The sequence below is a fragment of the Pseudooceanicola sp. LIPI14-2-Ac024 genome, assembly GCF_042188925.1.
GTDB lineage: Bacteria > Pseudomonadota > Alphaproteobacteria > Rhodobacterales > Rhodobacteraceae > Pseudooceanicola.
Map to the genome: position 1 here is coordinate 852,971 of NZ_CP170102.1, position 15,093 is coordinate 868,063.

The window sequence follows — 15,093 nt, forward strand, 5'->3', positions numbered from 1 at the left end:
CGATGAACACCCCCTCCACCACCGGGACGCTTGCCATCAAGGGCGTCGTCGCACTGATCGGTGCCGTCCTCCTCTTTGCGCCTTTCCTGTTCCAGGACGTCCGCTCGATCGAGGTCGCGGCCCGGATCTGCATCTTCATCGTGCTGGTCGCCAGCTTCGACCTGCTGATCGGCTACACCGGCATCGTCAGCTTCGCGCACACCATGTTCTTCGGCTTCGGCGCTTACGGCGCCGCGATCCTGCTGAAGGAGATGGGGCCCGGCTGGCTGCCCGTGATCCTCGGCGGCGTCGCGGGGGTCTTCGTGTCGCTGGTCTTTGCCGTGGCCATCGGCCTCCTGTCACTGCGGGTCAAGGCGATCTTCTTTGCCATGATCACGCTGGCCGCCGCCTCGGTCGTGCTGGTGCTGGCGTCGCAGCTGTCGCAGTTCACCGGCGGCGAGGACGGGATCACCTACCGCGCGCCCGACCTCTTCAAGCCCGCGACCAAGATCCTCACCGACGCCGACGGCAAGGTGCTGGAGCTCTGGGGCGTGAAGCTGAACGGCAAGCTGGCGGCCTACTACTTCGTCTTTGTCTGCTCGCTGATCCTCTTCGTGCTGATGCTGCGGTTCGTCGGCTCGCCCCTCGGCACCGTGCTCAAGGCGATCCGCGAGAACGAGGCGCGGGCCGAGGCGATCGGCTACCGTGTCGTCGCCTACCGGACCTTCATCTTCTGCCTGTCGGCCACCATCGCCTCGCTTGCCGGGACGGTTTATGCGGTCTGGCTGAAGTACACCGGGCCCGACACCTCGCTGTCCTTCGCGATCATGATCGACATCCTGCTGATGGTCGTGATCGGCGGCATGGGCACGATGTGGGGTGCGGTGATCGGCGCGGTGCTGATGGTGATGGCGCAGTACTACCTGCGCGACCTGATGGGCGCGGCGTCCGAGGCGGTGTCAGGCGTGCCGCTCCTGCCCGAGCTGCTGGCACCGGACCGCTGGCTCTTCTGGCTGGGGATCATCTTCATCCTGCTGGTCTACTTCTTCCCCAAGGGGATCGCCGGCACCGCGATGGAGAAAGGGGCACGGACATGACCGCGCCACGCTTCTCCCTCGTCCCGGTGATGGACCACGAGGTGCACGTCACCGAATGGGGCGATCCGGGCAAACGCCCGCTGGTGATGTGGCATGGCCTGGCCCGAACCGGCCGCGATTTCGACGAGCTTGGCGCGGCGCTGTCCGACGACTACTTCGTCATCTGCCCCGACACCATCGGGCGCGGGCTGTCGAGCTGGTCGATGAACCCCGAGGCGGAGTATTCCGTCGAATACTACGCCGGGATCGCCGCCGACCTGCTGGATCACTACGGCTTTGACAGCGCCGCATGGCTCGGCACCTCGATGGGCGGGATGATCGGGATGCGGCTGGCGTCCGGCCCGCATGCCGACCGCCTGTCCTGCCTGCTGATCAACGACATCGGCCCCGAGATCCCGGACGAGGCGATCCAGCGCATCGTGACCTATGTCGGAGAGTTGCCGGATTTCGCCACCGTCAGCGAGGGCGAGGCCTGGCTGCGCGCCGTCTACCGCCCCTTCGGCGAGGCGTCCGAGGCGTTCTGGCGCCGGATGGCCCGCAGCTCGCTCCGCCGCCGGGGCGACGGGCGGCTGACCCTGCACTACGACCCGCGCATCACCATCCAGTTCACCGCCTCGCCCGAGGAGCTGACCACCTGGGACCGGTTCGCGCGGATCAAGACGCCGACGCACCTGTTCCACGGGCGCGACAGCGACGTGCTGCCGGTCGAGATCGTGCAGCTGATGGGCCAGCGCGGCCCCCGGCCCGAGGTGACGACCTTCGACTGCGGCCATGCGCCGACGTTGTCGCGCCCGCAGGACATCGCCCTCGTCCGCGATCTGCTGGCGCGCTACTGGCCCTGAGAGGCGCGGGAAAAACGATAGCTCACCCGGTGCCGGTAGGTCTGGCCCGGTTTCAGCAGCCAGTCCGGGAAATGCGGGTGGTTGGGCGCGTCGGGCCAGTTCTGGGTCTCCAGCGCCACGCCCGCGAACCGGCCGTAGCTGCGCCCGCCCAGCCCCTGCATCGCTCCGAACCCGCCGCCGTCATAGACCTGCAGCCCCGGCTCGGTCGTGTCGACCTCCATCGTCAGGCCGCTCTGCCCACGCAGGAGCGCGACCGGCCGCAGGTCCGTCCGGCTGCGCCAGAGGCAGAAGTTGTGATCGTACCCGCCCGGCGCGATCACCCGCGGCTCGCGGAAGTCGAAGGCGGTGCCCTCGACATGGGTTTCCTTGCCGGTGGGGATCAGGTCCGCGTCGACCGGCAGGTAATGCGCCGCCGCGATCTGCAGCCTGTGGTTCAGGATGTCCGGCCCGCCGTCGAGGTTGAAGTACCCGTGGTGGGCAAAGTTGCAGGGCGTCGGGCGGTCGGCCTCGGCCGTGATCTCGAAATTCAGCGCGGCCTCGGCCGAGAGCGAACAGATCACCTGCACCTGCATCGCGCCCGGAAATCCCATGTGGCCGTCGGGCAGGTCGAGCACCATGGTCACGCTCGAGTCCGAAAACGCGGCGATCGACCAGAGCATCTGGCCCGTCCCCTCGGATCCGCCGTGCAGCGTCGTCCGGCCGCCTTCGTTCAGATCGGCCTGCCAGTCGCGCCCGTCGGCCTTGAAATGCCCGCCCGCGATCCGGTTGGCATAGCGCCCCACGATAGCCCCGAAATAGGTCATCGGCCCGAGGTAGGGCGCGATCCGGTCGGCCCCCAGCACCAGCGGGTGGTCCACGCCGTCAAGCCGCAGGTCCTGCACCGTGGCGCCGTAGGTCAGCACATTCGCCGTCAGCCCGCCGCCCTGCAGCGTGACCTGTTCGACCGTGCGTCCGTCCGGCAGCGTGTCGAAGGGTTCGATCCGGCTCATGCCACGACCCGGTGTTCGGCCTGCCCGCGCACGCCCGGATCGACACGGTAGACGCGGCCCTGATGTCCATCGGGGCTTTCGATCCCCTCGCGGGCGGTGGTCACGATCATCTGGTCGAGGTCCGGCCCGCCGAATGCGGGACACGAGGCATGGCGTCCGCCGACGGCAATGGCGCGGTCGAAGCTGCCGTCGGGCAGATACCGCGCCACCCGCCCCGCACCCCATTGCGCGTTCCAGAGCCCGCCCTCGGCATCCACCACGGAACCGTCCGGGTTCAGCCCCTCTCCGCGCAGGTCGACAAAGACCTCGGCCGGGCCGTCGGGCCATCCCTCGGCATCGAGCGGCTGGGTCCAGATGCGCTGGCGGCGGGTGTCGGCGTAATAGGCGCTGCGGCCATCGGGCGAGAAACAGATGGAATTCGGGATCGTCACCTCGGGCACGACCCGCTCGACCGCGCCGCGGTGAAAGCGGTAGATCGCGCCCTGCCGGTGGTCCGCCGCCTTGCCCATGGTGCCGATCCAGAAGCCGCCCATCGGATCCGCGCGCCCGTCGTTCGACCGCGTGCCGGTCCGCTCCGCCTCAAGGGCGATGATCGGCTCGTGCGCTCCGCTGGCGATGTCGAACCGGCGCAGGCCGGTCTCGGTCGCCAGCAGCAGCGTGTCGCGGTCGATCCATCCGGCTGCCGAGGCATGTTCGGGAAAGCTCCATTCCAGCGCGGCGTCGCCGTCCCGCGACAGCAGCCGCCGGCCGAGGATATCGAACCAGAAGTACTGCTGCCGCTCCGGGTGCCAGAACGGCCCCTCGCCCAGCTCGCAATGGCGGGCATCGAAGGTCTCGTGGCTCATGCGCCGAACACCTCGTCGTAACGCGCGACGATCTCGGCCGCCCGCGCGCCAACCGTAGCGGCATCGTCGCCGGGGCGATAGAGGGCGGTGCCGATGCCGAACCCGTCGGCACCGGCCTGCCGCCAGTCGGCGAAGTTCGAAGGCCCCGCGCCACCGACCGCGTAGACCTGCGTGCCCTGCGGAAGGACCGCACGGATCGCCCCGAGGCCCGCGGGCCCGACCAGCGATCCGGGAAAGACCTTGAGCCCGTCGGCCCCGGCCCGCAGGGCGGCGAAACACTCCGTCGGGGTCATCACGCCGGGGAAGGACGTCAGCCCGGCCGCCTTGGTCGCCTCGATCACCGCCGGGTTGCAGTCGGGCGACACGACCAGCGTCGCGCCGGTGTCGGCCACCCGCGCGACGTCATCGACCGTGAGGACCGTCCCCGCGCCGATCTGCGCGGCCCTGCCGAAGCGGCCAACCATCGCCGCGATGCTGAAGAACGGATCGGGCGAGTTCAGCGGCACCTCGATCCGGTCGATCCCGGTGGCGATCAGCGTTTCGCAGATCGGCAGGGCGTCGTCGGGCGTGATGCCCCGCAGGATCGCAATGATGGTCCGGCTCATGTCACATCCTCCATGCTGGCCCGCGCGGCGCGCAGGCCCCGCAGCGTCATCTCTGCCGCGTCGAGGCGGGTGATGGCCACCCCCTGCGCGCGCAGCGCCCGGGCGTAGAGGTCGGCCAGCCCCGCGTCGCCCAGGATCGCGACCGGCCGATCCGTCCACTGGCCCCGCATCGCCGCAAGCTCCGCACCGATCAGCATGCCCGACAAGCGCGCCCGTGCCGTCCCCGGCGCCAGCCCCGTCAGCAGCGCCTCGGCCCGCAACGGGAACAGTGCCAGCGGCAGCGCCGCGGGGTCGGCCAGCGCCGCCGACACCGCGGTGTCGAATGCCGTGGCATCCCATCCCTCGCCGACGGAATGTCGCAGGACGGAGCGCGTGGCCAGCAGGTCGAAGACCTCGCCCGTCATCAGCGTGCGAAATCCCTCGACACGGCCGCCCGCGACCCGAACCCACTTGCTGTGCGTGCCGGGCAGACAGATCGTCCCGTCGAACCCCGGATCGGCCGAGAGGACACCGGCGATCTGCGTCTCCTCCCCCGCATCACGTCTGCCGACGCTGCCTGGCTGAGCCCGGGCAGGATCGACACATCGAGGCGCGGATCGTCCGTCGGCACCCGCACCGCCCCCTGTCCGTCCGGCACGCAGGGCACCGGCAGGTACGGCGCCTCGCGCCAGCCCTGCCGCGCGCCCGCCATGCCGCAGATCACCACCGGCACACGCCCGGAGCCAGGCAACAGGTCGCCCGCGACGCGCAGCAGCTCTGCCTCGTAGTCGCCGGGCTGCAACTGCCCCATGCCCCGGTCCGACCGCCGTTCGGCCAGCACCGCGCCATCCGTGTCCAGCGCCCAGAGCCGCAGGTTCGACGTCCCCCAGTCGACCGCCAGCCAGCCGACGCTCACGCCGGGACCCCGCCGAACCGGGCCGAAGTCAGCCGCAGGAGCCCCTTCTGCAGCACGATGAAGAGAAGGAGCAGCCCGCCGATCACGATCTTGGTCCACCAGCTCGACAATGTGCCGTCAAAGACGATGTAGGTCTGGATCAGCCCCATGGTCATCACCCCGATGAAGGTGCCGAAGACAAAGCCTGATCCCCCGGTCAGGAGCGTGCCCCCGATCACCACGGCGGCGATCGCCGTCAGCTCGGTCCCCACGGTGGCCAGCGGATAGCCCGACCCGGTGTAGATCGAAAACACGATTCCCGAGAGCCCGGCCATGAAGCCCGAGAAGGCGTAGATGCCCACCGTCGTGCGGCCCACGTTCACGCCCATCAGGCGGGCGGTGGTCTCGCCCCCGCCGATGGCAAAAACGCTGGCACCGAACCGGGTCCGGTGCGCGACCACGATCCCGACGGCAAAGGCCAGCAGCATCACCACGCCGATCAGCGTCAGGCGCCCTTTGCCCGGCATCAGGTAATAGGCGCGCTTCAGCATGTCGTAGACCGGATCATCAATCGGGACCGAGTCGATGGTCATCATGTAGGCCGCGCCGCGCGCCAGGAACATGCCGGCGAGCGTGACGATGAAGGGCGGCATGGCGAGCGTGTGGATCAGCCCGCCCATGGCCGCGCCGAAGGCGGTGGTGATCGCCAGCAGCAGGACGAAGACCGCCGGCGCCGGTAGCCCGGTGTCGCGCAGCATGACGGCGATGAAGACGCCCGAGAACGCGATGACCGACCCGACCGAGAGATCGATGCCCCCCGACAGGATCACCACCGTCATGCCGACCGCCACGATCCCGAGGTAGGCGTTGTCGGTCAGCAGGTTCCCCAGCACCCGGGTCGAGGCCATAGCGGGGAACTGGATGTAGCAGATCACGCAGGCCAGCAGGAAGATCGCGATGGTCGCGTAGAGCGGATAGAGCCGCGGGTTCATCACGCATCCTCCTTGAGGGGGCTGGCGGGCGGCGGACCCTCGGTGATCGAGCGGCGCCAGAAATACCATTCGCGCGCGAAGCGCGGGCTCTGCAGGACGAGGATGATCACAACCAGCGCTGCCTTGATGACGAGGTTGTATTCCGACGGGAAGCCCGCCAGCAGAATGCCGGTGTCGATGGTCTGGATGATCAGCGCGCCGAGCAGCGACGCCGCGATCGAGAACCGCCCGCCGAGCAGCGAGTTGCCCCCGATCACCACGGCGAGGATCGCGTCGAGCTCCAGCCAGAGGCCCGCGTTGTTCGCATCGGCCCCCCGGATGTCGGCGGTGGCGATGATCCCCGCCAGCGCGGCGCAGAGGCCCGAGGCCATGTAGACCGCGATCAGCAGCACGGTGGCGTTCACCCCCGCCAGCGCCGCCGCCCGGCGGTTGATGCCGATCGCCTCGACCAGCAGGCCAAGCGCGCTGCGCCGCATCAGCTGCGCGACGACGATCCCGGTCACGATCCAGATCACCGCCGGGGTCGGCATCCCGAGGATCGAGCCGGAGCCGAACCAGGCAAAGGCCGGGTCGGTGAAGGTCAGGATGCGCCCCTCGGTGATCAGCTGGGCGATGCCGCGCCCGGCGGTCATCAGGATCAGGGTCGCGACGATAGGCTGGATGCCCACGACCGCCACCAGCCCGCCGTTCCAGAGCCCCGCCAGAAGCCCCGCGCCAAGCGCCAGCAGGACCGCCGCGCCGACACCCATCCCGCCGTCGAGGCTCCAGGCCGCGACCGCGCCGCAGATCGCCATCACGGTGCCGACCGACAGGTCGATCCCCCGCGTCGCGATCACCAGCGTCATGCCCGTCGCCAGCAGCGCGACCGGGGCCGCGCGTTTCAGGATGTCGATCACCGGCCCGACAAGGCGGCTGTCCGACATGCGGATCTCGAGGAACCCGGGAAAGAACACCGTCACCAGCAGGCAGACCGCCAGCAGCGTGACGATCTGCGGGGCCAGCCTGCGCAGAAGCGTCCTCATGCGACCTCTCCCGCCGCGGGATCATGGGCCGCGATGGCATGCACGATCGTCTCGGTCGAGATCGCGCTGCCGGTCAGCTCGGCCACGTGGCGGCGGTCGCGTACCACGACGACACGGTCCGAGACGGCGATCAGCTCGTCTAGCTCGGACGAGATCACCAGCAGCGACATGCCGCCCCCCACCAGCTCGTGGATCAGGCGCAGGATTTCCGCATGCGCGCCCACGTCGATCCCGCGTGTCGGTTCGTCGAGGATCAGGAAACGCGGGTTCATCGCCAGCCAGCGGGCCAGAACGACCTTCTGCTGGTTGCCGCCCGACAGGTCCCCGACCGCCTTCTCGGCGTCCGAGGTGCGGATGTCGAGCCGCCGGATGTAGTCATCCGCCAGCCGCTGCTGTTCGCCGCGCGGGATCGGGCGCGCCCAGCCCCGCCGCGCCTGCAGCGCCAGCGCGATGTTCTCGCGCACGCTGAGGTCTGCGATGATCCCGTCGGTCTTGCGATCCTCGGGCGCAAAGCCGAAGCCCGCCCGGATCGCCGCACGCGGGGTTTCGATGTGAACCGGCCCCGAGGTGTCGCTGGCCTGCCCGCTCGACAGCCCCCGCAGGCCAAAGAGCATCTCCGCGCTCTCGGTCCGGCCCGACCCCAGCAGGCCCGCCAGCCCGACCACCTCGCCCTCGGCCACGTCGAGGTCGAAGGGTTCGACCACGCCACGCCGCGACATGGCGCGGAAGGCCAGCATCGGCGATTTCGGCGGTGCCCCGTCGAGATGGGCCTGGGCATGGCCCTCAACCTCGTCCTCGAGCGCGCGGCCCAGCATGTGCTCGATCAGCCTCACCCGGTCGAGCGCGGCAATCTCCTCGGTCACGATGTGGCGGCCGTTGCGCAGGACCGTGACCCGGTCACAGAGCGCGAACACTTGGTCGAGGAAGTGCGAGACAAAGACGATCCCCAGCCCTCTCTCACGCAACCCGCGCACCACGTCGAACAGCATCTCGACCTCGCGCGCGTCGAGGCTCGCTGTCGGCTCGTCGAGGATCAGCACCTTGCCCGACAGCGCCACCGCGCGGGCGATGGCGACGATCTGCTGGATCGCCACCGAATAATTCCCGAGGTCCCGCGTGACGTCGATGTCGAGGCCGTAGCCCTCCAGCATCTCCTCGGCCATCCGTCGCATCCCGCGCGAGGACACCATGCCAAAGCGCCGCGGCTCCCGCCCGAAACAGAGGTTCTGCGCGACGGTCAGGTTCGGCAGCAGGTTCACCTCCTGGTAGACCGTGCCGATCCCCAGGTCCTGCGCCTCTCCGGTCGAACGTGGAGAGATCACCTGCCCGTCCAGCGTGATCTCGCCCGCGTCGGGGCGGTAGGCGCCAGTCAGGCACTTGATCAGCGTGGACTTGCCCGCGCCGTTCTCGCCCAGCAGGGCATGCACCTCGCCCGCGGCGAGGCCGAAGCGCACGTCATCCAGCGCACGGGTGCCGGGAAAGGTCTTGGTCAGCGACCGGATGGTCAGGAGCATCAATTCGGATCCGTCTGGGGCCGGCGGGGGCGTCGCCGCCCCCACCTCTGTCCGATCTCAGTAGCCGAGATCCTTGCGCTTCTCATACTCTCCCGCCGGATCGTCCGCAGGCGTGTAGAGCTTGGATTCGGTCTGGATGAACTTCTCGGGCGCGGTGCCGTTGTCCCAGAACGCCTTGAGCGCGTCGAAGGCCGGGCCTGCCATGTTCGGCGTCAGCTCGACCGTCGCGTTGGCCTCGCCATCCGCCATCGCCTTGAAGATGTCCGGCACCGCATCGATCGACACGATCAGGATGTCGCTGCCTGGCTTCAGGCCCGCCTCCTTGATCGCCTGGATCGCGCCGACGGCCATGTCGTCGTTGTGGGCGTAGAGCGCGCAGATGTCCTGCCCGCCGTTTTCGGCCTGCAGGAAGCTCTCCATCACCTCCTTGCCCATCGAGCGGGTGAAGTCCCCGGTCTGGGACCGCACGATCTCGATGTTGGCGTGGCCCTTGATGCCCTCCTCGAACCCGGCCTTGCGGTCGATTGCCGGGGACGAGCCGGTGGTGCCCTGAAGCTCGACCACGCGGCAGGGTTCGTCGCCCACCTCGTTGGCCAGCCATTCGCCGGCCACCTTGCCCTCGTGCACGAGGTCGGAGCCAACGGCGGTCAGGTAGAGGTCGTCCGAGCTGTCGACCTGGCGGTCAAGCAGGATGACCGGGATCTCGGCCTCCTTCGCCTCTTCCAGCACGCTGTCCCAGCCAGTCGCCACGACAGGCGCCAGCAGGATCGCATCCACGCCCTGCGCGATGAACGACCGGATGGCCGCGATCTGGTTCTCCTGCTTCTGCTGCGCATCCGAGAACTTGAGGTCGATGCCCCGCTCCTCGGCCTGCTGCTTGGTCAGGGTGGTTTCCGCCGCCCGCCAGCCGGATTCCGATCCGATCTGGGAAAAGCCCACGGTCTGCGCCTGCGCGGCGAGGCCGAAGACGGCAGCGGCGACGGTGGTCGTCAGGAATGCCTTGAGTTTCATGATAGTCCTCCCTTGATGATGGTGGCCTCTGGGGCCATCTGCCGGTGTCCCTCACCGGCGGGTCACGTCGTGTCGCGGTGTCGATCCTCCCTCTGCCGCGTCATGTCAGATCGTCGGGCAACAGCGCCGCGTCGAGGTTCTGAAAGCAGACCGGCCGCAGGAAGCGGCGGATGGCGAGCGTTCCGACGCTGGTCGCCCCGAAGTTCGTGGTCGCCGGGAACGGTCCGCCATGCACCATCGCATCGGCGACCTCGACCCCGGTGGGAAAGCCGTTGGCAAGGATCCGGCCCGCCTTGCGTTCGAGCACCGGCATCAGCGCCCGCGCGGCGGGAATGTCGCCCGCGTCCATCTGGAGCGTCGCGGTCAGCTGCCCCTCGAGCCCCTCGGCGATGGCCAGCCGTTCCCTTTCGTCCTTGGCACGGATCAGGATGCCCGCCGGGCCAAAGACCTCGTCAGAAAGGTCGCGGTGCTGCATCCACTCGGCCGCGGATGTCTGGAAGACCGCCGGGCTGCCGTGGCGCGCGGGTGCCTCGGGCCCGCGCATCACCTGCGTCAGCGCGTTGGATTTCGACAGCCGGTCGACGCCCGCGTTGTATCCCGCCGCGACCCCGTCGTTCAGCATCACCTGCGCTCCGACGTCTTTCAACGCGGCGGCAGCCGTTTCGGCAAAGGCATCCGCCGCCGGCCCGTCCGGCAGGACAACGATGCCGGGATTGGTGCAGAACTGGCCCACGCCCATGGTCAGCGAGGCGGCCCATCCCTTGGCGATCTCCTCACCCCGTGCCGCCATCGCTTCGGGCAGGATGAAGACCGGGTTGATCGCGCCTAGTTCCCCGAAGAACGGGATCGGCTCGGGCCGCGCGCAGGCGAGGTCGAAGAGCGCCTTACCGCCCCGGTAGGAGCCGGTGAAGCCAACCGCGCGGGTCAGCGGATGCTGTACCAGCGCCTCGCCCGCCGTGTTGCTGTGCGACTGGATCAGCGCGAAGGTGCCAGTCGGCATGCCGCAGCGGGCGATGGCCGCCGCGATGGCCTGGGCCACGACCTCACCGGTGCCGGGGTGGCCCGGGTGGCCCTTGACCACCACCGGGCAACCCGCGGCCAGGGCCGAGGCGGTGTCGCCCCCGGCGGTCGAGAAGGCGAGCGGAAAGTTCGAGGCGCCGAAGACGCCGACCGGCCCGATGGGACGCTGGATCATGAAGAGTTCGGGACGCGGCAGGGGCTGGCGGTCCGGCAGCGCGGGGTCGTGCCGCCGGTCGAGGTAGTCGCCCTTGCGGATGTGGTCGGCAAAGAGGCGCAACTGCCCGGTGGTCCGGCCCCGCTCCCCCTCCAGCCGTGCGGCTGGCAGACCGGTTTCGGCGGTCCCGATCTCGGTCAGGGTCGGACCGCGCGCCTCGATTTCCTCGGCGATGGCGTCGAGGAAGTCGGCCCGCGCCGCCCGCGTTGTCCAGCCGTAGGTGCGGAACGCCGTCTCTGCCGCCCGCATCGCCAGGTCGACCTCGGCCGCGCCGCCCGAGCAGACGGTGAAACCGTCGCCGGTCACGGGTCGCGATGTGAAGGTCTCACCGCCCGCGACCCAGGCGCCGTCGATCAGGTGTTTGCCGGTGAGGGGTCCGCTGTCGAGCATGGTCAGTCCTTTGCGAGTGTCGGGTCGGTGAAGGGCGCGACCTCGATCCGGCGGCCCAGCATGAAGGCGTCGGCCGCCAGTTCCAGCGGCCGGGTGTCGACGTCCTGCAGCCCGGCTTGAACAAGGTCGTACATCTGGCTGTAAAGTTTCGGGTATTCGCCGTGGATGCCCGGCTGGTCGCCCCAGCCCTCGCCCTCGCGCGCGCCGCCGATGTCCAGCACGGCCCCGCCCTGCGACAGGGTCAGCGTGCCGCCATCGGTCTCGACCTGCATGGTCCAGAACGGATCGCCCTCGTAGAGGAAATCGAGGTCGGCCAGCGCGGTCATGCCGCCGGGACCGGCAAAGTGCACCTCGGCCGCGATCGGTGTCTCGCAGTTCGAGGGAAAGCGCAGGTCCGCCCCGGTGACATGCACCGGCACCGGCAGGATCTCGGTCAGGATCGAGAACGCGTTGATCGCCGGGTCGAAGATGCCCATGCCGCCCGCCTGCCAGATCCAGACCTGGCCGGGATGCCAGACGCGGACGTCCTCCTTCCAGTCGATCCGCACCGTGCGCACGCGTTTGTCGGACAGCCACGCCCGGGCGCCCGCCACGCCCGCCGCCTGTCGCGAATGCCAGGTGGCATAGAGTGTCAGGCCGCGCGCATCGGCCAGCGCGGCCAGGTCACGCACCTCGGACAAGCTGGCCCCCGGCGGCTTTTCCAGCATCACGTGCCGCCCGGCCGCCAGCGCCGCCCGTGCGCCCTCGTATCGAACCTGCGGCGGGTTACAGAACGAGATGACGCCGATTTCGGGCCGCGCCGCCAGCAGCGCGTCGAGCGTGTCGAAGGTCTCGACCCCCGCGACGCCGCCCGACCGACTGACCGTGGCGGCCAGGCGGAACTGGCCGCCGGCCTCGATCGCCGGGATGTGCTGATCGCGGGCGATCTTGCCCACGCCGACGATCGCGAGGTCAGTGAGAGTCACGTGCCACCCCCGATCCCCGGCATCCCTTGAGAAAGCCGAAATCCGCCCCCGTATCGGCGCCCTCGACATTGTCGAAGAACATCTGTGCATAGCCGCTGGCCGGGCGTTCGACGGCGGGCGTCCACGCCGCCAGCCTCGCCTCGAGTTCCGCGTCCGGGATATCCAGGTGGATGCGCCGGGCTGCCACGTCGACCTCGATCATGTCGCCGTCGCGCACCACGGCCAGCGGTCCGCCGGCGGCGGCCTCGGGCGCGGTGTGCAGGATGACGGTGCCGTAGGCGGTGCCCGACATGCGCGCGTCCGAGATGCGGATCATGTCGGTGATACCCTTCTTCAGCACCTTCGGCGGCAGGCCCATGTTGCCCACCTCGGCCATGCCGGGATAGCCCTTGGGCCCGCAGTTCTTGAGCACCATGACGCAGGTTTCGTCGATGTCGAGCGCGTCGTCCTCGATCCGGGCCTTGTAGTCGTCGATGGTCTCGAACACCACGGCGCGGCCGCGGTGTTTCATCAGGTGCGGGCTGGCGGCAGAGGGTTTCAGGACGGCCCCGTCCGGCGCGAGGTTGCCTTTGAGCACCGCGATGCCGCCCGACTGCGTCAGCGCCTTCTCGACCGGCAGGATCACGTCCTCATTCCAGTTCACGGCCTCGCCGACCTCGTCCCAGATGCCCTGGCCGGAAACGGTCAACGCCTCGCGGTGCAGCATCCCCGCCTCGCCCAGGCGTTTAAGGACGACCGGCAAGCCACCGGCGTAAAAGAATTCTTCCATCAGGTACTTGCCCGATGGCATCAGGTTCACGATGGTCGGCACGTCGCGGCCCAGCCGGTCCCAGTCGTCGAGCGTCAGGTCCACGCCGACCCGGCCCGCCAGCGCCAGCAGGTGGATCACCGCATTGGTCGATCCCCCGATCGCCCCGTTGCAGCGGATCGCGTTCTCGAAGGCCTCTTTCGTCAGGATATCAGAGGGTTTCAGGTCGTCCTTCACCATCTGGACGATCCGGCGCCCGGACATCTGCGCCATCACCCGGCGACGCGCATCCACGGCCGGGATCGCCGCGTTGCCCGACAGTGCCATGCCAAGCGCCTCGGCCATCGACGCCATCGTCGATGCCGTGCCCATGGTGTTGCAGGTGCCCGAGGACCGGTTCATCGCCTGCTCTGCATCAAGGAACTCCTCCTGGGTCATGGTACCGGCCTTGATCGCCTCGGACATCTGCCAGAGCGCGGTGCCGGACCCGACCCGTTCGCCCCGGAACCAGCCGTTCAGCATCGGCCCGCCGGTCACCACGATGGACGGAATGTCCGTAGACGCGGCGCCCATCATCAGCGACGGCGTGGTCTTGTCGCAGCCGACCAGGAGGACCGCGCCGTCGATCGGCTGACCGCGCATCTGCTCCTCGACCGCCAGCGCGGCGAGGTTGCGGAACATCATCGCGGACGGACGGAACGTGTTCTCGGACGCCGAGAACGCCGGCACCTCGAGCGGGAAGCCCCCGGCTTCCCAGATGCCGGCCTTCACCTTCTCGGCCAGCTCGCGCAGGTGGCCGTTGCAGGGCGTCATCTCGGACCAGGTGTTCATGATCCCGATCACGGGCCGCCCGTCGAACAGGTCGTGCGGGTAGCCCTGGTTCTTGAGCCAGCCGCGGTGGTAGATATTGTCGCGCGAGGTGCCGCCGTACCATTCCTGGGACCGGAGCTTCCTTGGCCAGTCTGCTTTCCTGAAACTCATCACACCCTCTCAGAGCGCCCGGACTTCGGTGCGCGGCAGCTTGGCCGGCGGCACGGGACGGCGCAGCGGGTTGCGCAGCGCCAGGCCGAAGTCGGGGGCCTCGATTTCAAAGACGTCGCCATCGGCGCAGGCCAGCCCCTCGGCAAAGGACAGGGTCGCGGTGCCGAACATGTGGACATGCACGTCGCCCGGCTGGCGGAACAGCGGATACTTGAAGTGGTGGTGTTCGAGGTTGGCAATCGAATGGGACATGTTCGCCTCGCCCGACAGGAACGGCTTTTCGAACAGCACCGCGTTCCCGCGCCGCACGCGCGAGGTGCCGCGGATGTCCTGCGGCAGGTCCCCCACCAGCATCTCGGGCCCGACGGACGCCGGCCGCAGCTTGGAATGGGCGAGGTAGAGGTAGTTCTGCTTTTCCATCACGTGGTCCGAGAACTCGTTGGCCAGCGCGAACCCCAGCCGGAACGGTGTGCCGTCCGGCCCGATCACGTAGAGGCCCGCGATCTCGGGTTCCTCCCCGCCGTCATCGGCGAACTCGGGCGAAGCGAGCGGCATGCCCGGCGCGGCCAGCGACAGCCCGTTGCCCTTGTAGAACCACTCCGGCTGCACGCCGGGCGTACCGTTCAGCGGCTTGCCGCCCTCGATCCCCATGCGGAACATCTTCATCGAATCCGTCTCGTCCTGCGCCTTGGCGCCCGCGTGCATCGTCGCGCGGGTCGATGCCGACCCGAGGTGCGTGAGGCCCGTCCCCGTCAGGTGCAGATGCGCCGGGTCCGGGTGCAGAACGGGCGGCAGCAGGCGCCCCTCGGCGTAGAGGCGTTCCATGTCCACAGCGCCGTTCAGCCCCAGCTTGGCCACCGCGTCGCGCAGGCCGGTGCCGTTGGCCGCGCAGTCCATGGCCAGGTCGTACATCGTCTTGTCGGTGCGGACCTCGAAGGCCTCGGTCCCGTCGCGGGCCACCACCTGCACCTGCCCGTCCGGTTTGCGGTATTGCGAAAGCAGCAT

At 69.1% G+C, this 15,093-nt stretch carries 13 protein-coding genes and 1 pseudogene; 2 read left to right on the forward strand and 12 right to left on the reverse strand.

The window, feature by feature from the left end; genetic code table 11:
- Positions 1–2 precede the first annotated feature (2 nt).
- Together ACE2AC_RS04125 and ACE2AC_RS04130 are read left to right on the forward strand one after the other, a co-directional pair.
- Entirely contained in the window at positions 3–1,076 is a 1,074-nt protein-coding gene (locus ACE2AC_RS04125) for a branched-chain amino acid ABC transporter permease (RefSeq protein ID WP_375690858.1), read from the forward strand.
- On the forward strand, positions 1,073–1,918 hold the full coding sequence (locus tag ACE2AC_RS04130; RefSeq protein ID WP_375690859.1) for an alpha/beta fold hydrolase: 846 nt from the start codon (positions 1,073–1,075) through the stop codon (positions 1,916–1,918). Before ACE2AC_RS04125 ends, ACE2AC_RS04130 begins: the two co-directional genes overlap by 4 nt.
- On the opposite strand, the gene ACE2AC_RS04135 is transcribed toward ACE2AC_RS04130, so the two are convergent.
- The 12 genes and pseudogenes from ACE2AC_RS04135 to araD1 form a co-directional block, all read right to left on the reverse strand.
- Positions 1,906–2,907, reverse strand: a complete 1,002-nt coding sequence (locus ACE2AC_RS04135; RefSeq protein WP_375690860.1) for an aldose epimerase family protein — start codon at positions 2,905–2,907, stop codon at positions 1,906–1,908. The genes ACE2AC_RS04130 and ACE2AC_RS04135 overlap by 13 nt on opposite strands.
- Complete coding sequence (locus ACE2AC_RS04140) at positions 2,904–3,752, reverse strand: SMP-30/gluconolactonase/LRE family protein (RefSeq protein WP_375690861.1); 849 nt, start codon at positions 3,750–3,752, stop codon at positions 2,904–2,906. The genes ACE2AC_RS04135 and ACE2AC_RS04140 overlap by 4 nt, the downstream gene beginning before the upstream one ends.
- Positions 3,749–4,357: a 2-dehydro-3-deoxy-6-phosphogalactonate aldolase gene (locus ACE2AC_RS04145; protein WP_375690862.1), complete on the reverse strand. Its 609-nt coding sequence runs from the start codon at positions 4,355–4,357 to the stop codon at positions 3,749–3,751. The genes ACE2AC_RS04140 and ACE2AC_RS04145 overlap by 4 nt, the downstream gene beginning before the upstream one ends.
- Positions 4,354–5,252 (reverse strand): annotated as a pseudogene (locus ACE2AC_RS04150) (2-dehydro-3-deoxygalactonokinase). The gene ACE2AC_RS04145 and the pseudogene ACE2AC_RS04150 overlap by 4 nt, the downstream one beginning before the upstream one ends.
- On the reverse strand, positions 5,249–6,223 hold the full coding sequence (yjfF, locus tag ACE2AC_RS04155) for a galactofuranose ABC transporter, permease protein YjfF (RefSeq protein ID WP_375690863.1): 975 nt from the start codon (positions 6,221–6,223) through the stop codon (positions 5,249–5,251). Before yjfF ends, ACE2AC_RS04150 begins: the two are co-directional and overlap by 4 nt.
- On the reverse strand, positions 6,223–7,245 hold the full coding sequence (locus tag ACE2AC_RS04160) for an ABC transporter permease (RefSeq protein WP_375690864.1): 1,023 nt from the start codon (positions 7,243–7,245) through the stop codon (positions 6,223–6,225). Before ACE2AC_RS04160 ends, yjfF begins: the two co-directional genes overlap by 1 nt.
- Positions 7,242–8,759: a sugar ABC transporter ATP-binding protein gene (locus ACE2AC_RS04165; protein WP_375690865.1), complete on the reverse strand. Its 1,518-nt coding sequence runs from the start codon at positions 8,757–8,759 to the stop codon at positions 7,242–7,244. Before ACE2AC_RS04165 ends, ACE2AC_RS04160 begins: the two co-directional genes overlap by 4 nt.
- Before the next feature lie 57 nt (positions 8,760–8,816).
- Positions 8,817–9,770: a galactofuranose ABC transporter, galactofuranose-binding protein YtfQ gene (gene ytfQ / locus ACE2AC_RS04170; RefSeq protein ID WP_375690866.1), complete on the reverse strand. Its 954-nt coding sequence runs from the start codon at positions 9,768–9,770 to the stop codon at positions 8,817–8,819.
- A gap of 100 nt (positions 9,771–9,870) precedes the next feature.
- The gene (locus ACE2AC_RS04175; protein ID WP_375690867.1) at positions 9,871–11,394 is read right to left on the reverse strand and encodes an aldehyde dehydrogenase (NADP(+)); all 1,524 of its coding nucleotides are present in this window, start codon (positions 11,392–11,394) and stop codon (positions 9,871–9,873) included.
- 2 nt (positions 11,395–11,396) lie between these two features.
- Complete coding sequence (locus ACE2AC_RS04180) at positions 11,397–12,359, reverse strand: Gfo/Idh/MocA family protein (RefSeq protein ID WP_375690868.1); 963 nt, start codon at positions 12,357–12,359, stop codon at positions 11,397–11,399.
- Positions 12,346–14,088 (reverse strand): L-arabinonate dehydratase, encoded by a 1,743-nt coding sequence (gene araD / locus ACE2AC_RS04185; RefSeq protein WP_375690869.1) that lies wholly within the window; start codon positions 14,086–14,088, stop codon positions 12,346–12,348. Before araD ends, ACE2AC_RS04180 begins: the two co-directional genes overlap by 14 nt.
- A gap of 9 nt (positions 14,089–14,097) precedes the next feature.
- Positions 14,098–15,093 carry an AraD1 family protein gene (gene araD1, locus ACE2AC_RS04190; RefSeq protein WP_375690870.1) on the reverse strand — a complete coding sequence of 332 codons (996 nt, stop codon included), beginning with the start codon at positions 15,091–15,093 and terminating at the stop codon, positions 14,098–14,100.